Origin of the sequence: Streptomyces sp. R-74717, from assembly GCF_047305335.1 — a bacterium.
Taxonomy (GTDB): domain Bacteria; phylum Actinomycetota; class Actinomycetes; order Streptomycetales; family Streptomycetaceae; genus Streptomyces; species Streptomyces atratus.
On sequence record NZ_CP102361.1, the window covers coordinates 5,654,202 to 5,671,850 of the forward strand.

At 69.4% G+C, this 17,649-nt stretch carries 14 protein-coding genes and 1 pseudogene; 12 read left to right on the top strand and 3 right to left on the bottom strand.

Features of this window, described 5'->3' with window-relative positions; translation table 11 throughout:
- Positions 1-13: 13 nt before the first annotated feature.
- The 4 genes and pseudogenes from asnB to NRF20_RS25900 all read left to right on the top strand — a co-directional run.
- The gene (gene asnB / locus NRF20_RS25885; RefSeq protein ID WP_398633533.1) at positions 14-1,840 is read left to right on the top strand and encodes an asparagine synthase (glutamine-hydrolyzing); all 1,827 of its coding nucleotides are present in this window, start codon (positions 14-16) and stop codon (positions 1,838-1,840) included.
- Between the two features lie 12 nt (positions 1,841-1,852).
- Positions 1,853-3,109 (top strand): cytochrome P450 family protein, encoded by a 1,257-nt coding sequence (locus NRF20_RS25890; RefSeq protein WP_413753356.1) that lies wholly within the window; start codon positions 1,853-1,855, stop codon positions 3,107-3,109.
- Positions 3,110-3,239: 130 nt separating this feature from the next.
- Complete coding sequence (locus NRF20_RS25895; RefSeq protein WP_413753357.1) at positions 3,240-4,175, top strand: L-tyrosine/L-tryptophan isonitrile synthase family protein; 936 nt, start codon at positions 3,240-3,242, stop codon at positions 4,173-4,175.
- Between the two features lie 182 nt (positions 4,176-4,357).
- Positions 4,358-4,549: pseudogene (locus tag NRF20_RS25900) on the top strand (site-specific integrase); the annotation flags it as partial.
- 67 nt (positions 4,550-4,616) lie between these two features.
- On the opposite strand, the gene NRF20_RS25905 reads toward NRF20_RS25900, so the two are convergent.
- A complete protein-coding gene (locus NRF20_RS25905) occupies positions 4,617-5,207 on the bottom strand; it encodes a hypothetical protein (RefSeq protein ID WP_266360658.1) in 591 nt (196 codons plus the stop codon).
- 129 nt (positions 5,208-5,336) lie between these two features.
- Between NRF20_RS25905 and hemL the strand changes: the two genes are divergently transcribed.
- From hemL to NRF20_RS25945, 8 genes are all read left to right on the top strand, one after another.
- Positions 5,337-6,653, top strand: a complete 1,317-nt coding sequence (hemL, locus tag NRF20_RS25910) for a glutamate-1-semialdehyde 2,1-aminomutase (protein ID WP_398633530.1) — start codon at positions 5,337-5,339, stop codon at positions 6,651-6,653.
- On the top strand, positions 6,650-7,342 hold the full coding sequence (locus tag NRF20_RS25915; RefSeq protein ID WP_398633529.1) for a histidine phosphatase family protein: 693 nt from the start codon (positions 6,650-6,652) through the stop codon (positions 7,340-7,342). Before hemL ends, NRF20_RS25915 begins: the two co-directional genes overlap by 4 nt.
- 391 nt (positions 7,343-7,733) lie before the next feature.
- Positions 7,734-8,978: a hypothetical protein gene (locus tag NRF20_RS25920; RefSeq protein WP_398633528.1), complete on the top strand. Its 1,245-nt coding sequence runs from the start codon at positions 7,734-7,736 to the stop codon at positions 8,976-8,978.
- Positions 8,979-9,045: 67 nt separating this feature from the next.
- Positions 9,046-9,657 (top strand): TlpA family protein disulfide reductase, encoded by a 612-nt coding sequence (locus NRF20_RS25925; protein ID WP_398633527.1) that lies wholly within the window; start codon positions 9,046-9,048, stop codon positions 9,655-9,657.
- A gap of 4 nt (positions 9,658-9,661) precedes the next feature.
- The gene (locus NRF20_RS25930) at positions 9,662-10,426 is read left to right on the top strand and encodes a cytochrome c biogenesis CcdA family protein (protein ID WP_398633526.1); all 765 of its coding nucleotides are present in this window, start codon (positions 9,662-9,664) and stop codon (positions 10,424-10,426) included.
- A 5-nt stretch (positions 10,427-10,431) separates the two neighbouring features.
- On the top strand, positions 10,432-12,207 hold the full coding sequence (locus NRF20_RS25935) for a cytochrome c biogenesis protein ResB (protein WP_413753358.1): 1,776 nt from the start codon (positions 10,432-10,434) through the stop codon (positions 12,205-12,207).
- Positions 12,204-13,292 carry a c-type cytochrome biogenesis protein CcsB gene (gene ccsB, locus NRF20_RS25940; RefSeq protein ID WP_398633524.1) on the top strand — a complete coding sequence of 363 codons (1,089 nt, stop codon included), beginning with the start codon at positions 12,204-12,206 and terminating at the stop codon, positions 13,290-13,292. The genes NRF20_RS25935 and ccsB overlap by 4 nt, the downstream gene beginning before the upstream one ends.
- A 55-nt stretch (positions 13,293-13,347) precedes the next feature.
- Entirely contained in the window at positions 13,348-13,875 is a 528-nt protein-coding gene (locus NRF20_RS25945; protein WP_398633523.1) for an SRPBCC domain-containing protein, read from the top strand.
- Between the two features lie 7 nt (positions 13,876-13,882).
- On the opposite strand, the gene NRF20_RS25950 is transcribed toward NRF20_RS25945, so the two are convergent.
- Both NRF20_RS25950 and NRF20_RS25955 read right to left on the bottom strand, forming a co-directional pair.
- Positions 13,883-15,448 carry an ABC transporter substrate-binding protein gene (locus tag NRF20_RS25950; RefSeq protein WP_413753359.1) on the bottom strand — a complete coding sequence of 522 codons (1,566 nt, stop codon included), beginning with the start codon at positions 15,446-15,448 and terminating at the stop codon, positions 13,883-13,885.
- Complete coding sequence (locus tag NRF20_RS25955; RefSeq protein ID WP_398633521.1) at positions 15,441-17,624, bottom strand: hypothetical protein; 2,184 nt, start codon at positions 17,622-17,624, stop codon at positions 15,441-15,443. Before NRF20_RS25955 ends, NRF20_RS25950 begins: the two co-directional genes overlap by 8 nt.
- Between the last annotated feature and the right edge of the window lie 25 nt (positions 17,625-17,649).

Below are 17,649 nucleotides of genomic sequence, written 5' to 3' on the forward strand. Positions count from 1 at the left end.
CAGGAGACCCCCCATGTGCGGAATCACCGGCTGGGCGTCCTACCACCACGACGCCCGAACCCAGGCCCCCGTCATCGAGGCCATGACCGCCACCCTCACCCCACGAGGCCCGGACGCCGGAGGCGTCTGGCTGGGTGAGCGGGCCGCGATCGGCCATCGCCGCCTCGCCGTCATCGACCTCGAAGGCGGCAGGCAGCCGATGACCGACCGGTCCGACGAGCCCACGGCTGTGCTCAGCTACAGCGGCGAGGTCTACAACCACCATGCGCTGAGGGCCGAACTCCGCTCCCGCGGACACCACTTCCACACCCGCAGCGACACCGAGGTCGTGCTGCGCGCATACGCCGAATGGGGCGAGAACGTCGCCGACCACCTGGAAGGCATGTTCGCCTTTGCCGTCTGGGACGAGCGCGCCCAGCGGCTGGTGCTGGTGCGCGACCGGCTCGGTGTGAAGCCGCTGTTCTGGGCGGCCGTCGACGGAGGTCTCGCCTTTGCCTCCGAACCGAAGGCGTTGTTCGCCCACCCCGAGATACGGCCCCGGGTGGACGCCGATGGGCTGCGAGAGGCGTACAGCCTGCTGTTCAACACCGGGCCGACGGTGTGGTCCGGCGTGCGGGAGGTGGAGCCCGGCGGGATGCTCGTCCTGGACCGGGACGGCATCCGCGAACGCCGTTACTGGCAGCTGGAGGCCGGCGACCACGACGACGACCAGGACGCGACCGTCGAGCGCATCCGTCAGCTGGTCGGTACGGCGGCGCGCAGCCAACTGGAAGCCGATGTCCCGCTGTGCAGCCTGCTCTCCGGCGGCCTCGACTCCACCGTCCTGACTGCCCTGCTAGCCGATGAACTCCGGCTGCGCGAGGGCCCGGACGCCCGCATCCGCTCCTACGCCGTCGACTACAGCGACCAAGCCGAACAGTTCACCGGCGACGTCCTGCGCACCGGCCACGACACCCCGTTCGCCGCCGAGGCCGGCGCCTTCATCGGCACCGGCCACAGCACCGTCGTACTCGACCCGCGCGCCCTGCTCGACCTCGAGCACCGCAAGGCGGTCGTCGTGGCCCGCGACTCGCCGATCGGCGTCGGCGACATGGACACCTCGCTGTACCTGCTGTTCGGGGAGATACGGCGGCACTCGACCGTCGCCCTGTCCGGCGAGGCGGCGGACGAGGTGTTCGGCGGCTACCCCTGGTTCCACAACCCCAAGGCTCTCGCCGCGCAGACCTTCCCGTGGCTGCTGGTCACCGGCGACGAGGCCGCCATGCCGCTCAACCCGGAACTCGACCTGCGTATCGGCGAGTTCCGCGACGACACCTACCGCAGCGCCCTGGCCGCCGTACCGCACCTGGACGGTGAGACCGCGACCGAGCACCGGCAGCGCGAGATGCAGCACCTGTCCCTGACTCGATGGCTGCGCCAACTCCTGCACCGCAAGGACAGGTTGAGCATGGCCCAGGGCCTGGAGGTCCGCGTCCCGTACTGCGACCACCGCCTCGTCGAGTACGCCTTCACCACGCCCTGGGCGCTGAAGAGCTTCGACGGCCGGGAGAAAAGCCTGCTGCGCGCCACGGGCGCCGGGCTGGCGCCCGAATCGGTGTTGTACCGGCCCAAGAACCACTACCCGGCCACCCACCACCCCGACTACAACCGCGGCCTGCAGGGCATGGCCCGCGACGCTCTTGCCATCGGCCAGGTCCGCGCTCTGGCCGACGAGACCCTCATCAAGCCCTGCCTGGACAGCCCGCCCGACCAGTTGGAGTGGGGCCACCGGCTGCGCCTCGAACGTGTCGTCGACCTCGCCCTGTGGCTCGACCACTACCAGCCCGAACTCGCCCTCTGAGGAGCCTCGTTCATGACCATCCAGGAACCCGAGACGGCCACCGAGGCACTGAGCAAGCCCGTGCCCCTGATGGGCTGCCCCTACAAGGCCGACCCTTACCCCCTGTACGAGCGGATGCGCGAGGCCGGCCCGGTCCACCGCGTTCTCTTCCCCAGCGGTGTACAAGCCTGGCTCGTCACCGGCTACGACGCCGCCCACGCCGCACTCAACGACGACCGCCTCGGCAAGAACCACGACCGCGGGAACGACCGCTGGCGCGCCCGCGCCTCGATCATGCCCGAGCCCCAGCACTCCCAGCTCCAGGTCCACCTCCTCCACCAGGACCCGCCGAAGCACACCCGGATGCGGAGCTTCGTCACCGACGCCTTCACTCCACGTCGGATCGAGAGCCTGCGGCCCCGGTTCCAGGAACTGGCGGATGCGCTGATCGACGCTCTGCCCGAGACCGGCCCCGCCGACCTCGTCACCGGCTTCGCCGCTCACTTCCCCTTCCAGGTCCTGGCCGAGGTCATCGGCCTCCCGCAGGAGCTGGCGGCCCGCTTCGACCGGGACTGGGGCAAGGTCGTCCAGCCGGTCGGCCCCACTGATCCCGGACGGCCGCTGTACGAGGCCCGGCTGCACGGCCTGCAGAGCTACATAGCCGACGTCGTCGCTCACAAGCGCGAGCACTGGGAAGACGACCTGCTCAGCCGCCTCGTCGTGGCTCGTGACCAGCGCGAACTGTCCCAGGAGGAGCTGGACTCGGTGATCTTCCAACTCCTGGTCGCCGGCCAGGAGCCGGTCACCAACCAGATCACCACGGCCCTGATCGCACTCTTCCGCAACCCGGCCGAGCTGGCCCGCCTGTGCGACGATCCGGATCTCCTGCCCCGCGCGGTCGAGGAACTCCTCCGCTACGACAGCGCCTTCGAGCTGACCACCTGGCGTTTCTTCGGCAAGGACAGCGATCTGCACGGCACCGAGGTCCCGGCCGGCGACTCGGTGATCGTCTCCCTGTGCGCCGCCAACCGCGACCCGCGCCGCTTCCCCGACCCCGACACCCTCGACCTCGACCGCAGCCCCAACCCCCACCTCGCCTTCGGTCACGGCATCCACTTCTGCCCCGGTGCCGCCCTCGCCCGCGCCGAACTCCAGATCGCCCTGAGCGCCCTGCTCATCCGGCTCCCCGGTCTCCACCTCGCCATCCGGGACGAGGACATCGAGTGGATCCCGGCCGTCCTCGGCCGCGGCACCAACCACCTGCCCGTCGGCTACGACCTGCGCCGCTGACACCGGTTCCCGGGTGACCGGGTCCCTGCTCCCCGCCCGACCCGGCCTCGGCCGACCAACCCCACCTGCCCGACAGCGTCTTGCCTGCTCGCCAAGGCGCCATGCCGTCATGCCCTTCTGGAGGAACCCCATGCCGCCGACGACCACGCCGGAAACCCTCCCCACGAGCATCAGCGCCGCGATCCTGCACCTGCTTCTGCCGTACCACCGCAGGACCGACCGCGCTCCTGCCGCCCCTGCGGAGGCGTTCCCCCACCAGCTCCGCCACATCTCAGAATTCGTGCGCGTCGGCGCCCCGGTCGTATTTACTCTGCCCGGCTTCCCCTGTAAGTCACCCAACCCGGCCAAGGTCCTCGGCCACCTACCCGACCAGGGAGAACGCCTCTCCCTCACCTTCCTCAACACCCTCTGCACGGAGATCGAGCGGATCTACCCACCCGGCGCCCGTGTGATCGTCTGCTCCGACGGCCACGTCTTCGGCGACCTCATCCACGTCCCGGACGAGCACATCGACTCCTACGCTGACGAACTACGCGTACTCATAGGCCAACTGGGCCTGCGCAGATTGTCCGTCTTCGATCTGCGTGACGTACTCGGCGATCTCCCGCACGACACGAAACGTGCCCTTGTCCACGAGCACTACGCACCCACCCTGGACGCCCTGCGTGCCGAAATCCGTGTAGAGGACCAGACCCTCGCCCTCTATCGAGGCATCACCCGCTTCCTCGTCGAGGACACCGCCGACCACTCGGGCACCCGCTCCGCCCTGCAACGCGAGTGCCGAAGGCGTGCCTACGGTGTCATCCAGCGCAGCCGCGCCTGGGGCGACCTGATCGCCGAGCACCACCCCCATGCCGTACGCCTCTCCATCCATCCCCAGCCCATCGGCGCCCCCAAGTTCGGCATCCAACTCCTCGACGCCCCCGACGCCTGGACCACCCCCTGGCACTCGGCCGCTCTGCGCCGTACCGATGGCACATGGACCCTCATGCCCCGAGCCGAAGCCGCTCAACTGGGTCGCCTGATGAGCTGTGACGACAGACCCAGCCACTTCGAGCAGACCTGATCGGACCATCTCTTCGACCGTGCGGACAGCGGCGCGGGAACGGGGCCGGCCGGACCGGCGGATGCCGGGTGAGGAGACGATCAGTCTCGGGGACTTTCCGGCTCCCGGCCAGCGGCGAGAAAGACCTCGTCAGCCGTGGCTGGATGTCTTTGGGAGATCGCGGCGAACGGACTCTGTTCCACGCCCGGCTTGCCGCCGCCCTCAAGGCCCACAGGGAGAAGTTCCCGCCGGTCGCTGTCACCCTGCCCTGGGCCGAGCCGGACGGCGACGCGAAGACCGTTCGGTTGCTTTTGATTCGGCTCTTCGACGAGAAGGGCCGGGCCTACAACCGCAGCGTCTTCAACATGGGCGCCTGGAAGCTCGCCCTGGCTGCCTGACGGCCCCCCGCACATGACGAGGGCGGGACCCGAAAGCCCCGCCCACACAACAGGAAACCCCAGGTCAGGGCCAGACCAGGCAGTACGCCTGATGCCCCGCGTCATGCAGACGATGGCTGAAATCCTGCCACTCGTGCAGCAGTTGGTAGACGTTGAACGCGTCGCGCGGGCCGCCGCGGTCCGGGACCGTGGACCAGATGAAGGCTGCGGCACCCACCGACTCCTCGCCGACGCCGCGCAGCGGGTCGACGACCGTCATCGGGAGCTTGACCACCGCGTAGTCGGGGTGCAGCACGACCAGTTCCAGCGGTGGGACCTTGTGCAGGGGTATGCCCTGGATGCCGGTGAGGACCATCGCCGCCACCGTCTCCGGCTTGATCTTGGTGAACATGCCGCCCATGCCCAGTTCGTCGCCGCCGAGCTCCTCGGGGCGCATCGAAATGGGCACGCGTGCCGCGGTCGCCCCGTCGGGGGCACCGAAATACTTGTAGGTCACCCCCACCCGGCCACCACTCCTGCTTCCGGCTCCGACACCCTGCGCACCACCGGCCTGTATGCCCTGCTTGCGTTCCGCCTCACGCCGGTGCCGACCCCGCCGGGCAGGCTCGGGCCCCAGGTCGTCGGTCCCTTCGCCCACTCCGCCACCGCGATGCATATCTCATCCACCCGACTACTACTTAGGAGACACAGCCCCCGCCGCGCAACCCGATCATCGTGTCAGTGACCTCCCCCACGGGCGTGCGGTGAAACACCTGTCCGCAAGACCGTCCGTGGCTCTGACACCATGGCTTGTGTGAGCTTTCCCTATGACGCCCCAGTTTCGCAGACGCTTTTCGACCGCGCGTCCCTCGTGACGCCCGGCGGCGTGAACTCTCCCGTCCGTGCCTTCCGGGCCGTGGGCGGTACGCCCCGCTTCATGGTGTCCGGTACCGGTCCGTACCTCACCGATGCCGACGGCCGTGAATATGTCGACCTCGTGTGCTCGTGGGGGCCGATGATCCTCGGCCACTCCCACCCCGAGGTCATCGCCGCAGTCCAGGAGGCTGTCGCCCGCGGCACCTCATTCGGTACGCCCGGTGAGGGCGAGGTCGCGCTCGCCGAGGAGATCGTGGCCCGGGTCGAGCCCGTGGAGCAGGTGCGGCTGGTGTCGTCCGGCACCGAGGCGACCATGTCCGCGATCCGTCTCGCCCGCGGGTTCACCGGCCGGGCCAAGGTGGTGAAGTTCGCCGGCTGCTACCACGGCCACGTCGACGCACTGCTCGCCGCCGCCGGGTCCGGGGTCGCGACCTTCGGCCTTCCGGACACCCCGGGGGTCACCGGTGCGCAGGCCGGCGACACGATCGTGCTGCCGTACAACGACCTGGACGCCGTGCGGGAGGCGTTCGCCGCGCAGCCCGGCGAGATCGCCTGTGTGATCACCGAGGCGTCGCCGGGCAACATGGGCGTCGTACCGCCGCTGGACGGTTTCAACGCCGGGCTCAAGGAGATCTGCGCCGCGGGCGGTGCGCTCTACATCTCCGACGAGGTCATGACCGGGTTCCGTACCTCGAAGGCCGGCTGGTTCGGCGTCGACGGGGTGCGGCCCGACCTGATGACCTTCGGCAAGGTCATGGGCGGTGGCTTCCCGGCCGCGGCCTTCGGCGGGCGTGCGGACGTGATGGCGCACCTCGCCCCGGCCGGTCCCGTCTACCAGGCGGGCACCCTCTCCGGTAACCCGGTCGCCACCGCCGCCGGTCTCGCCCAGCTGCGGCTGCTCGACGACGCCGCGTACGCGAAGGTGGACGCCGTCTCCGCAGAGATCCGCGGCCTGGTCGGTGAGGCGCTCGCGAAGGAAGGTGTGGCACACACCGTGCAGGCGGCGAGCAACATGTTCTCCGTCTTCTTCACCGACCGGCCGGTGCGGAACTACGAGGACGCGAAGCAGCAGGAAGCTTTCCGCTTCACCGCCTTCTTCCACTCGCTGCTGTCGCAGGGCGTCTACCTGCCGCCGTCCGCCTTCGAGTCCTGGTTCGTCTCCACCGCCCATGACACGCAGGCCGTCGAGCGCATCGCCGCCGCCCTGCCCGCCGCTGCCCGCGCCGCATCGGAGGCCACCGCATGAGCGAGAACGGAAGCCGCAAGGACATCACCGTCGTCCATCTGATGCGGCACGGCGAGGTGCACAACCCGGAGGGCGTGCTCTACGGGCGCCGCCCCGGCTACCACCTCTCCGAGCTCGGCCGGCAGATGGCCGACCGGGTCGCCGAGCACCTGGAAGGCCGCGACATCACCCATGTCGTCGCCTCCCCGCTGGAGCGCGCCCAGGAGACGGCCACACCGATCGCCAAGACGCACGGCCTGGACCTGGCCACCGACGAGCGGCTCATCGAGGCCGCCAACGTCTTCGAGGGCAAGACCTTCGGGGTCGGCGACGGGGCGCTGCGCAAGCCGGACAACTGGAAGCACCTGACGAATCCGTTCCGGCCGTCCTGGGGCGAGCCGTACATCGAGCAGGTCGTACGGATGATGGGCGCCCTGGACGCCGCGCGTGACGCGGCGCGCGGGCACGAGGCGGTGTGCGTCAGCCATCAGCTGCCGATCTGGATCGTGCGCAGTTTCGTGGAGCGGCGGCGGCTGTGGCACGACCCGCGCAAGCGGCAGTGCACGCTCGCTTCGCTGACCAGCTTCACGTACCAGGGCGACAAGATCGTGTCGGTCGGGTACGCGGAGCCGGCGCGGGATCTGGTGCCGGCGCATCTGCGGGCCGGCGCGAAGCCGGTGAAGGGGAAGTCGAAGGCGTTCGGCGCGTAGCCGGCCCGGGGCCGGCGGGGTGCGCCGGGCACCCCGGCCTGCCGGTCTTCCCGGTCGTCCGGTTGCCGTTCTTTCCTCAATCGCCGGACGGGCTTGATTTTCCGCCCGTCCGGCGATTTTTGCTGCCGTCCCAAGGCCGGCGGTTCTGCTGCTGCCATGGGACCGGCGCTCCGAGGCCGGGGACTGAGTCCCCTTCAGCGATTGATCACCGTCGACGGTCGAGCCCTGCTCCCACCGCGTCCGGCTCGCTCGCCACGCGTTCGGTCGAGGTCGAGGTCTGGGCGTACAAAGAAAAATATGTTAATCGGCGGAACCCCTGTACTGCTTCCCTCATCTAAGCCGTTGCCAGTTTGTATGGACTTGAGGCAAAACGACCGCAGATGGGGAACTCATGCGCGACATCAGCCGAAGGGGTCTGCTCGGAGCCGGGCTTGGGACCGCGGCAGCCATCGGTCTGACGGGGTGCGGTTCCTCCGATACGGGCCGGCCGGGTGCTGATACGGGGGAGAAGGGCGCCGACGGGCACACCCGGGGGACCGGACCTGCGAAGAAGGACGTCCGCGAGATAGGGGACGGTTCCACCGCGGACACCGGGAAGCAGCCGCACCAGCCTTCCGCGCCGGTTCCGCTCGAACCCGGGCAGACGCCACCGCAGTTCGTGATCTTTTCCTGGGACGGGGCGGGCGAGGTCGGCAACGGGCTCTTCCCGCGCTTTCTGGAACTCGCCAAGGATCATGAAGCGTCGATGACCTTCTTCCTCTCCGGCCTCTATCTGCTGCCCGAGTCGAAGAAGTCCAAGTACCGGCCGCCCAACAACCCGATCGGTGCTTCCGACATCGGTTATCTCACCGATGACCACATCAAGGAGACGCTGAAGTGCGTCCGTCAGGCCTGGTTCGACGGGCATGAGATAGGCACCCACTTCAACGGGCATTTCTGCGGCGGTTCCGGATCGGTCGCGAACTGGTCGGCCTCCCAGTGGCAGAGCGAAATCGATCAGGCGGTCTCCTTCGTCACCGAATGGCGCACCAACACCGGCTGGAGTGACCTCGATCCGCTGCCTTTCGACTACCGCAAGGAACTGGTCGGCGGCCGCACTCCCTGTCTGCTCGGCCAGGACAATCTGCTGCCCACGGCGCGCAAGCTCGGCTGGCGCTACGACGCCAGCTCGCCCGGTGGCACCCAGGTGTGGCCCCAGAAGCGTCAGGGCCTGTGGGATCTGCCGCTGCAGGGCATGCCGTTCCCGGGGCACTCCTTCGAAGTCCTTTCGATGGACTACAACATCCTCGCCAACCAGTCGGTGAATTCGACCAAGGGCATGCCTTCGCGTTATCCGGGCTGGCGCAAGCAGGCCACCCAGTCGTATCTCGCCGGTTTCAACCGTGCGTACACGACGAATCGCGCGCCCTTCTACATCGGAAACCACTTCGAGGAGTGGAACGGCGGCATCTATATGGACGCGGTCGAGGAAGCGCTCAAGAAAATCGCGGGGAAGCCGGATGTACGGCTCGTCTCCTTCAAGCAGTTCGTCGACTGGCTCGACGTCCAGACCCCGGCCGTGCTCGACAAGCTCCGTACGCTGGGAGTCGGACAGTCTCCCGAAGGCGGCTGGAACGCCTTCTTTAAACAGGCTTGACAACGGGCTTTACGGGCACCGAGGGGGGCGCCCGAGATCGCCGGAACCGCCATGCGAAACTTTTCACATGAGCTATGGCCGCGCACCCCGACGCCGCTTCACCCTGCTCGCCGCCCCCGCAGCGGCCGTCGCACTCGCACTCACGCTGACCGCGTGCAGTGGGGACGGCAACAAGGCCGGCGGCGGTGGCAATACGAACTTCGTCACGGGCAGTGGCGGAATCGCCACCGTGGCCAAGGGTGACCGCAAGGCCGCCCCGAAGCTCGACGGCGAGACCCTCGACGGCAAGCAGCTCGACGTCGCCGACTACAAGGGCAAGGTCGTCGTACTGAACATGTGGGGATCCTGGTGCGGACCCTGCCGTCTGGAGGCCCAGTACTTCGCGAAGGTGGCGAAGGAGACGAAGGACAAGGGCGTCCAGTTCGTCGGGATCAACACGCGGGACGCCAAAAAGGGCCCCGCGATCAGCTTCGAGAAGGACTACGGCGTCCCCTACCCGAGCCTCTACGACCCGACCGGCAAGCTCATGCTCCGCTTCCCCAAGGGCACGCTGCGTCCGCAGGCCATTCCGTCGACCGTGGTGCTCGACCGGGACGGGAAGATCGCCGCCCGTTCCCTGACCGCGCTCGACGCCACCAAGCTGCACAAGATGATCGACCCGTTGATCGCGGAGAAGTGATTCCGTGCTCACCCTTGCCGCGCTCCAGGGCGAGAACCAGACCGTCCTGCACGGAGCGCTGATCGTCGCCCTGCCCATCGCCGTACTCGGCGGGCTCGTCTCGTTCTTCTCGCCGTGCGTGCTGCCGCTCGTGCCCGGCTACCTTTCGTACGTCACGGGCGTGAGCGGCACCGACCTGGCGCAGGCCAGGCGGGGGCGCATGGTCGCGGGCGCCTCGCTCTTCGTGCTCGGCTTCACCGCCGTGTTCGTCTCCGGCGGCGCGCTCTTCGGCTTCTTCGGCGACACCCTCCAGGAGCACAGCGGGACGCTCACCAAGATCCTCGGCGTGCTGATGATCCTGATGGGGATCTTCTTCATGGGCCTGATGCCGTGGATGACGCAGCGCGAATTCCGTATCCACAAGAGGCCGGTGACCGGGCTGGCGGGCGCACCACTGCTGGGCGCCCTCTTCGGGATCGGCTGGACCCCGTGCCTGGGCCCGACGCTCAGCTCGGTGAGCATCCTCGCCATGGAGCAGGGCACCGCCGGACGCGGGGCGATACTGACCGTCGCGTACTGCCTCGGGCTCGGCCTGCCCTTCGTGCTCGCGGCGGTCGCCTTCCGCAAGGCGCTCGGCGCATTCGGCTGGGTCAAGCGCCACTACGCATGGGTCATGAGGATCGGCGGCGTCATGATGATCGCGACCGGGCTGCTCCTGCTGACCGGCGTCTGGGACACCATGATGCAGGAATTGCAGGGCTGGTCCAACGGCTTCACGGTGGGGATCTGAGTTCCATGAGCAACACCAAGTCCAACCCGGCCCCGGAGCGCGAGCACCGGGACGAGCGGGAGATCCGGGACGAGCAGGACCGGGAGAACGCCCGCGAACTCGGTGCGGCCGGCTCCCAGCTCTCCACCGCCCCGCGCGAGGAGAGCGCGGCCAATCTGCCGGCCATGGGCGTCATCGGCTGGGCCCGCTGGTTCTGGCGGCAGCTCACCTCGATGCGGGTCGCGCTGATCCTGCTCTTCATGCTGTCGCTCGGCGCCATCCCCGGCTCGCTGATCCCGCAGAACAGCGTCGACGAACTGAAGGTGCAGACCTTCAAGGACGCCCACACCACCGTCAGCCCGATCTACGAGAAGCTCCAGTTCTTCGACGTCTACAGCTCGGTGTGGTTCTCCGCGATCTACATCCTGCTGTTCGTCTCGCTCATCGGCTGCATCGTGCCGCGCACCGGCCAGTTCGTCGGCCAGCTGCGCAGCCGCCCGCCGGGTGCCCCGGGGCGCCTGACCCGGCTGCCCGCGTACACCACCTGGCGCACCGAGGCCGAGCCCGAGCAGGTCCGCGAGGCCGCGCTCGCGATGATGCGCAAGCGCCGCTACCGCGCGCACACCGCGGGGGACGCGGTCGCCGCCGAGAAGGGCTATCTGCGCGAGGCCGGGAACCTGATCTTCCACATCGCGCTGATCGTGATGCTGGTGGCGTTCGCCTTCGGGCAGCTCTTCAAGTCCGAGGGCGGCAAGCTGATCGTCGAGGGCGACGGCTTCTCCAACACGCAGACCCAGTACGACGACTTCAAGTCCGGCTCGCTGTTCGACGCCGACTCGCTCGCCCCGTTCAGCTTCACGCTCGACAAGTTCATCGGTACGTACGAGCGCAGCGGCCCCCAGATCGGTACGCCCCGGACCTACGAGGCCCATGTGACGTACACAAAGGGCGCCTACGGCAAGCCGCAGAAGACCGTGATCAAGGTCAACGAGCCGCTGGTCGTCGACGGCACCAAGGTCTATCTGAACGCGCACGGCTACGCGCCCGTCGTCTCCGTCAAGGACGACACGGGCAAGGAGGTCTACAAGGCCGCCGTGCCGCTGCTGCCCATTGACAACAACGTCACGTCGACCGGTGCGATCAAGGTGATGGACGGCTACCGCGACAAGAACGGCAAGAAGACCCAGCTGGGCTTCCAGGCCTTCTTCGTGCCGACCTTCGCGGGCGACAACCAGGGCACGATGTTCTCCCAGTTCCCCGCCGCCGACAATCCGCGGCTCGCCCTCAACGGCTACTACGGCAGCCTCGGCGTCGACTCCGGACTGCCGCAGAACGTGTACCAGCTGGACAAGTCCAAGATGACGGAGTTCAAGGACAGCAAGGGCAACCAGCTCAAGCAGCGCCTGGCGGTCGGCGACACGATGAAGCTGCCCGACGGCGCCGGCTCGATCACCTTCGAGGGCGTCGAGGAGTGGGCCAGCTTCCAGATCTCCGAGCAGCCCGCCAGCGGCTGGGCGCTCACCGGCGCCATCGCCGCCATCGCCGGACTCGCGGGCTCGCTGTTCATCCAGCGGCGCCGCATCTGGGTACGGGCCGTACGCGGTGCGGACGGTGTCACCGTCGTCGAAATGGCGGGCCTCGGCCGCAGCGAGTCCGCGAAGCTTCCCGAGGAGCTGGCCGATCTCGCGGTCACGCTCAACGCCGTCGCGCCCACCGCGCCCGGCCCCGACACCGACCCCGGATCCGATTCCGGCTCCGTCGAAGAATCCCCCGTAGAACCTGCCGAAGGGGCTGAGAAGTGAATCTCGCCGCCGCAACCAACGAGAACCTGGCGCACACCAGCAATGTGCTGATCTATTCGTCGATGGCCGTCTACACCCTGGCCTTCTTCGCGCACATTGCGGAATGGGTGTTCGGCAGCCGCAGCAAGGTCGGCCGCACCGCCGCCGCCCTGACCGGCGCCGAGGCCCAGGACGTCGGGGCCTCGGTGAAGGTGCAGGTCGCGCAGCAGGGCGGCGGCACCGCCGTACTGGACCGCCCGAAGATCATCACGCGCTCCGCGGCCGGCACCCGTGACGTCCCGGACGGGCCCGGCGCGGCCGGCGGCACGTTCAAGGGCGACCTGTACGGACGCATGGCGATCTCCATGACCGTGCTCGCCTTCCTCGTGCAGGCCGGCGGGGTCATCGCCCGCGCACTGTCCGTGCAGCGTGCCCCCTGGGGCAACATGTACGAGTTCTCCATCACCTTCTCCACGGTGGCGGTCGCCGCGTACCTGACCCTGCTCGCGCTGAAGAAGAACGTCCGCTGGATGGGGCTGCTCCTGGTCACCACCGTCCTGCTGGACCTCGGCATCGCGACCACGGTGCTCTACACCTCCAGCGACCAGCTGGTGCCCGCACTGCACTCGTACTGGCTGTGGATCCACGTCTCCACCGCCATCATCTGCGGCGCCGTCTTCTACATCGGCGCGGTCGCCACCCTGCTCTACCTCTTCCGCGACAGCTACGAGAGCAAGCTCGCGAACGGTGGACAGCCCGGTTCGTTCGCCCAGTCCGTACTCTCCCGGCTGCCCGCCGCCTCGACGCTCGACAAGTTCTCGTACCGCATCAACGCCGCCGTCTTCCCGCTGTGGACGTTCACGATCATCGCGGGCGCCATCTGGGCGGGCGACGCATGGGGCCGCTACTGGGGCTGGGACCCCAAGGAGGTCTGGTCCTTCATCACCTGGGTCGCGTACGCCTGCTACCTGCACGCCCGCGCCACCGCAGGCTGGAAGGGCCGCAAGGCCGCCTACCTGGCACTGATCGCGTTCGGCTGCTGGCTCTTCAACTACTACGGCGTGAACATCTTCGTCACCGGCAAGCACTCCTACGCAGGCGTCTGACCGGCCCCCATCCCGTACGGGTGCGGATCCCGCACCACCGGGCCACGCTGGAACCATGACCGATGCGACCCCCGTCATCGAGCGTGGCACCAGCGAAACCCATGGTGACCGGCACATCCTGCGGTTCACGCTACGGCTGCCCCACCCCGTCCCACGGGTGTGGGCAGCCGTTGCCAGTTCCGAGGGGCTGCACGGCTGGCTCGCCTCCGCCGACCCGTTCGAACCGCGCATCGGCGGGGCTGTCACCCTGCGCTGGCTGAACACCGGCCGGGACGGGCATGCCACGGTCGCCTCCGGCACCGTCACCGCCTGGGACATCGAGCGGGTCGCCGAATACACCCTCGAAGGACTCCACGGCCGCATCCGCTTCCACCTGGAGCCACCGCGCGGCGACCATGTTCTGCTGCGCTTCACCAACGAGTTCCGGGGCGACGACGAGCTGCGCCTGGACTCTCTCGCCGGCTGGCACGACCACTTCCGCTACCTCGTCGACGCGCTCGACGGATACCCCGCCGACTGGTCGAAGTGGACCCCGGTCCGGTGGGCGGGGCTGCGCGAGGAGTACGCGGCGGCCGAGCGGTGACGCGGCGTCACGGTGCCGAGGACGGCGGCAGGCACTTCGGGTCCGGCGCAGTGCGCTCCGGCCAGGCGATCGCCACGAACCGCTGACGGGCGTCCTCGGGCGCCAGCTCCACCACCGGCACCGCCTTGTTGTACGGGTTCCCGTGGTTGTCCAGGCAGATCCAGCCACTGGCCCCCGACACCCGCAGCGAACCCTTCACCCGCGGCCACTGCTCACCCACGTCCGCGGGCTGCGGAAGCTGCTTGCCGACCGGGGTCGCCTGCCTGATGCCGTGCACCGCCAGTGACATCGCGTCGTGCGCGATGATGACCTGGCCGTCGGTCAGCTCCTGGTGACCGGTCGGACCGATCGGGCCCACGGGCTTCTTCGCCACCGTGGCCAGCAGGTCCAGGAAGCTTCGGTAGTCCGCCGGGGAACCGCCCGTCGCCGCCCCGCCCTGCTCCTTCGCCGCCACCCAGGCGTCCGGGTGCGCCAGCGAGGCGTAGCGGACCGTCACCTTGCGGCGCAGCGCGCCCCGGTCGAGCTTCTTGTCGTTGCCGAGGTACGAGCCCTCGTCGCCGGTAAGGATCGTGAACGGGCGGCTCTGACAGCCGCGGGCCCCGAGCGCGTTGATGAACTGCCGCAGCTGGGTGTGGCGGCCGGCGAAGAACACCGTATCCGCGTCCGTGTCGCAGATGAGGTGCGTGATCTGCTGGAACGTGTTGGCCGTGGTGCCCTCGTCGTTGGGGTCCTTGCGCGAGGTGAACAGCTGCGGCTCGTACTGCGTGCCCTTCACCAGTGAGGTGAACGCCGCCCGCAGCGTGTCCGTGTAGTGGTCCCCGGTGCGGGTGTCCTGCACCAGCAGCGCCTTGTCCGCCTTCACCTTCCCGAAGTGCGCCAGCGCCCGCGCCTCGTCCCGGTTCGTCGGTGACACCCGCGCCAGACCGGGGAACGGGTCGCCGCCCGGGCCGTTGGCGATGTCGTCGGCGGTGATCGTGGTACCGACGACCGCGATGTGCGCGGCGGTCAGCTCCTTGACCGCCGACCTGACCTGCGTACTGCTGGTGGCGACCCCCGACACGGCCCGCAGATGCTCCGGGGCCCCGGTCATCTTCTTCAGCCGGTCCACCGTCGGCTGCCACAGCAGGTTGTTCTTCCCCGTATTGGCGAGAACCAGCCGGATCCCCGGCACCTGCTCGTTGGACAGATGGTTGGCCCGGTACTGCTCGGCGAACGCGCCCTGCAGCTCGCGCTGCATCTTCGTCTGCATGGCTTCGTCCGTCGACGTCAGCGGCAGCAGCAGCGCGACCGTCGCGTACCGGCCGGGCTTCAGGGTGCTGTTCTCCCGGGCGATGGCCGCGGCGACCTCGGTCAGCTTCGGCCGCCCGAAGTCGTAGCCGTCGCCGGAGACACCTATGCACTCGTCGCTGCCCTGCGGCCGCTCGACCCCCTTCGCGCAGGAGCGGTCCTCGGGGGCGGTGAGCCGGCCGATGCCGTACCAGCCGGACGTGACGACCAGGGCGCCGACCACCACCGTGGTGACCACCTTCTGCCTCGCCGTGTACCAGACGCGATAACGCAGTGGATTACGCATCCGAGCCACCGTTCCCCCGCCTCTGCCCGCTTCCGCCCGTGCCCGGTCCGCCCGTGTCCGACGATCCCGGCGGCATGGACAGTGGCCGCCAGGCCCTGATGTCCTGCGGCCAGTGCGTCGCCGCATCCCACAGCACGCTGTTGCCCGTCGGATGCCTGCCGGACAGTTGTCGCAGTTCGTGCGCCATCTTGTCGATCACCTCTTCGTCCGGCAGAGCCAGTGGATCGGACAGCAGCCATACGGCGTGCAGCAGCCGGCGCAGCTGCAACTGGAGCTCGACGGCCCGCTCGCCGAGCCCCGCGAGCCCCGTTTCCCCGTCCGGCAGCGAACCGGCCGCCTCGCGGCCGAGCGCGACCGCCCGCCGCGGATCGGGGCCGCCGTAACCGGGCGGACGCGGATACGGCGCCGAGGCGATGAACTGCAACGAGCCGAGCCAGGCGGTGACATCCCCGTCGGTGAACCGCTCCCGCAGATGCGTCACGCAGTCCCTCGTCCTGCCCAGCACCAGCTCCTGGTGCAGCCGGTGCGGGACGCTCGGGAAGCGGCCTCCGGGCGCGTACGCCGTGCGCAGCGTCTCGTGCACCGCACGCCACACCGCGTAGTACGGATGGTCGTCGTCCTGGAACCGCAGCCGGTGCAGCAGCAGCGCGCGCAGCAGCGGATCGGCGACGAAGTACTCGGGACCGACCGGCCAGTCCTGCGCCCGCAGCACGTCCCGCACCTGCAGCGCCACATCGCCGTCCAGCGACCGGCCGCGCAGCCGGGCCGTGGCCAGCAGCCGCGCCGAGTCCTCTCCGTGCGCGGCGGCCAGCACACTCAGTACGTCGAGCTGCTGCCCCGGCAGCAGCTGAGCCAACAGCTCGTCCGCGACCCGCACCGGCGCCCGGTCCTCACGCAGCTCCACCGTGCGGTCCAGCAGCGCCCCCGGCACCAGCGAGCCCGGCTGCGGCGCGCCTGGCTGTGACGACCCCGGCCGCGGCGTCCCCGGCACCAGCGCCTCGCCCGCCGCCTGCGCCAGCAGCGCCACACCCAGCGGGCGCCCACCCGTCAGCCGGTGCACCCCACGTGCCAGCCCGGCCGGGGTACGGCCCACCGGATCGTGCCGGTCGAACGCCGCTTGTACGTGCGCCGGGCCCAGCGCGGTGAGCTCCACGGCCAGAATCCCGGACGTCACCTCCGAACCGCGGGCCCAGTGCGAGCCGTGCGCCACCTCGGGCAGCCGCCGACGCACCGCATGGCTCAGCCCCTCGTGGTCACGGGCGCGCGAGGAGGCGAACAGGGCGATCTGATCGCGCACCCCGGAGGCCCGCTGCCGCAGCACCGGCTCGACCAGCTGCCGGCCCAGCAACGTGTGCGCGTTGTCCAGCAGCAGCACGGGACGGCCTCGGCGGGCACCCCGCGCCAGACCCCCGTACGCCCGCACCAGATCCGTGACCAGCGCGAGCACCAGATGGTCCTCGGCCCGGCGGCGCAGATCGCCGCCGCGCTCGAAATCGACCGCCAGCTGCCGCAGCCCGATCCTGCCGTTGCCGCCCGCGTGCGGATAACTCCCGTACCAGTCCGCCGAACGCCGCTGGAACCGGCTGAACGTCTCCTCCAGCACCGTCTCGATCGTGGCCTCGGCGACCATCCCGGCCAGCGGGACCACCGAGTCGAAGGCACTCGCGGCCAGTTTCGTCAGCACCTTGGTGACCCAGCCCGTCGCCGCGTCCCCACGGGTGTCGACGGTCGCCAGTACCGGGCCGAGCGACTGCAGATCCCGCTGTGCCCGCGTCTCGTCCTCCCGCGTCCAGGAGATCGAGGCGACCGCCACGAGCCCGAGGCTCAGCCGTGGAAACTGCACCGGCCGCGCGGCACGCACCTTCGCCGTCAGCTGGGTGGCGAGCTCCGGCAGCGCCCCGGTGACCGGAGTCCAGCCGGGGCCCGGGTCCGCGGGCGGTGCGACGGCCTCGCAGTCGACCAGGGCCACCGGAGTGATCTCCCGGTACAGATGGCGCAGTTGCTTGAGCGCGGCCGTCTTGCCCATGCCGCGGCCGCCGGTCAGCACGGCGACCGGCGGATCGTCACGGTGCTCGTAGGCGACCCGGGCGGAGCCGTACGGAGTAAGACCTGTCAGACGCGCCGCAAGTCCGTCGTTGCCGAAGATCGCCTCGCGCCCGTACAGCTCTCTCTCCACAGCACCCCCAGCGTCGACGCCCCAC

Coding starts and splice junctions, on each gene's coding strand:
- hemL (WP_398633530.1), top strand. CDS start 5,337: ATGGCTTGTGTGAGCTTTCCCTATGACGCCCCAGTTTCGCAGACGCTT.
- NRF20_RS25905 (WP_266360658.1), bottom strand. CDS start 5,207: ATGCATCGCGGTGGCGGAGTGGGCGAAGGGACCGACGACCTGGGGCCC.
- NRF20_RS25915 (WP_398633529.1), top strand. CDS start 6,650: ATGAGCGAGAACGGAAGCCGCAAGGACATCACCGTCGTCCATCTGATG.
- asnB (WP_398633533.1), top strand. CDS start 14: ATGTGCGGAATCACCGGCTGGGCGTCCTACCACCACGACGCCCGAACC.
- NRF20_RS25945 (WP_398633523.1), top strand. CDS start 13,348: ATGACCGATGCGACCCCCGTCATCGAGCGTGGCACCAGCGAAACCCAT.
- NRF20_RS25935 (WP_413753358.1), top strand. CDS start 10,432: ATGAGCAACACCAAGTCCAACCCGGCCCCGGAGCGCGAGCACCGGGAC.
- NRF20_RS25895 (WP_413753357.1), top strand. CDS start 3,240: ATGCCGCCGACGACCACGCCGGAAACCCTCCCCACGAGCATCAGCGCC.
- NRF20_RS25890 (WP_413753356.1), top strand. CDS start 1,853: ATGACCATCCAGGAACCCGAGACGGCCACCGAGGCACTGAGCAAGCCC.
- NRF20_RS25920 (WP_398633528.1), top strand. CDS start 7,734: ATGCGCGACATCAGCCGAAGGGGTCTGCTCGGAGCCGGGCTTGGGACC.
- NRF20_RS25925 (WP_398633527.1), top strand. CDS start 9,046: ATGAGCTATGGCCGCGCACCCCGACGCCGCTTCACCCTGCTCGCCGCC.
- NRF20_RS25950 (WP_413753359.1), bottom strand. CDS start 15,448: ATGCGTAATCCACTGCGTTATCGCGTCTGGTACACGGCGAGGCAGAAG.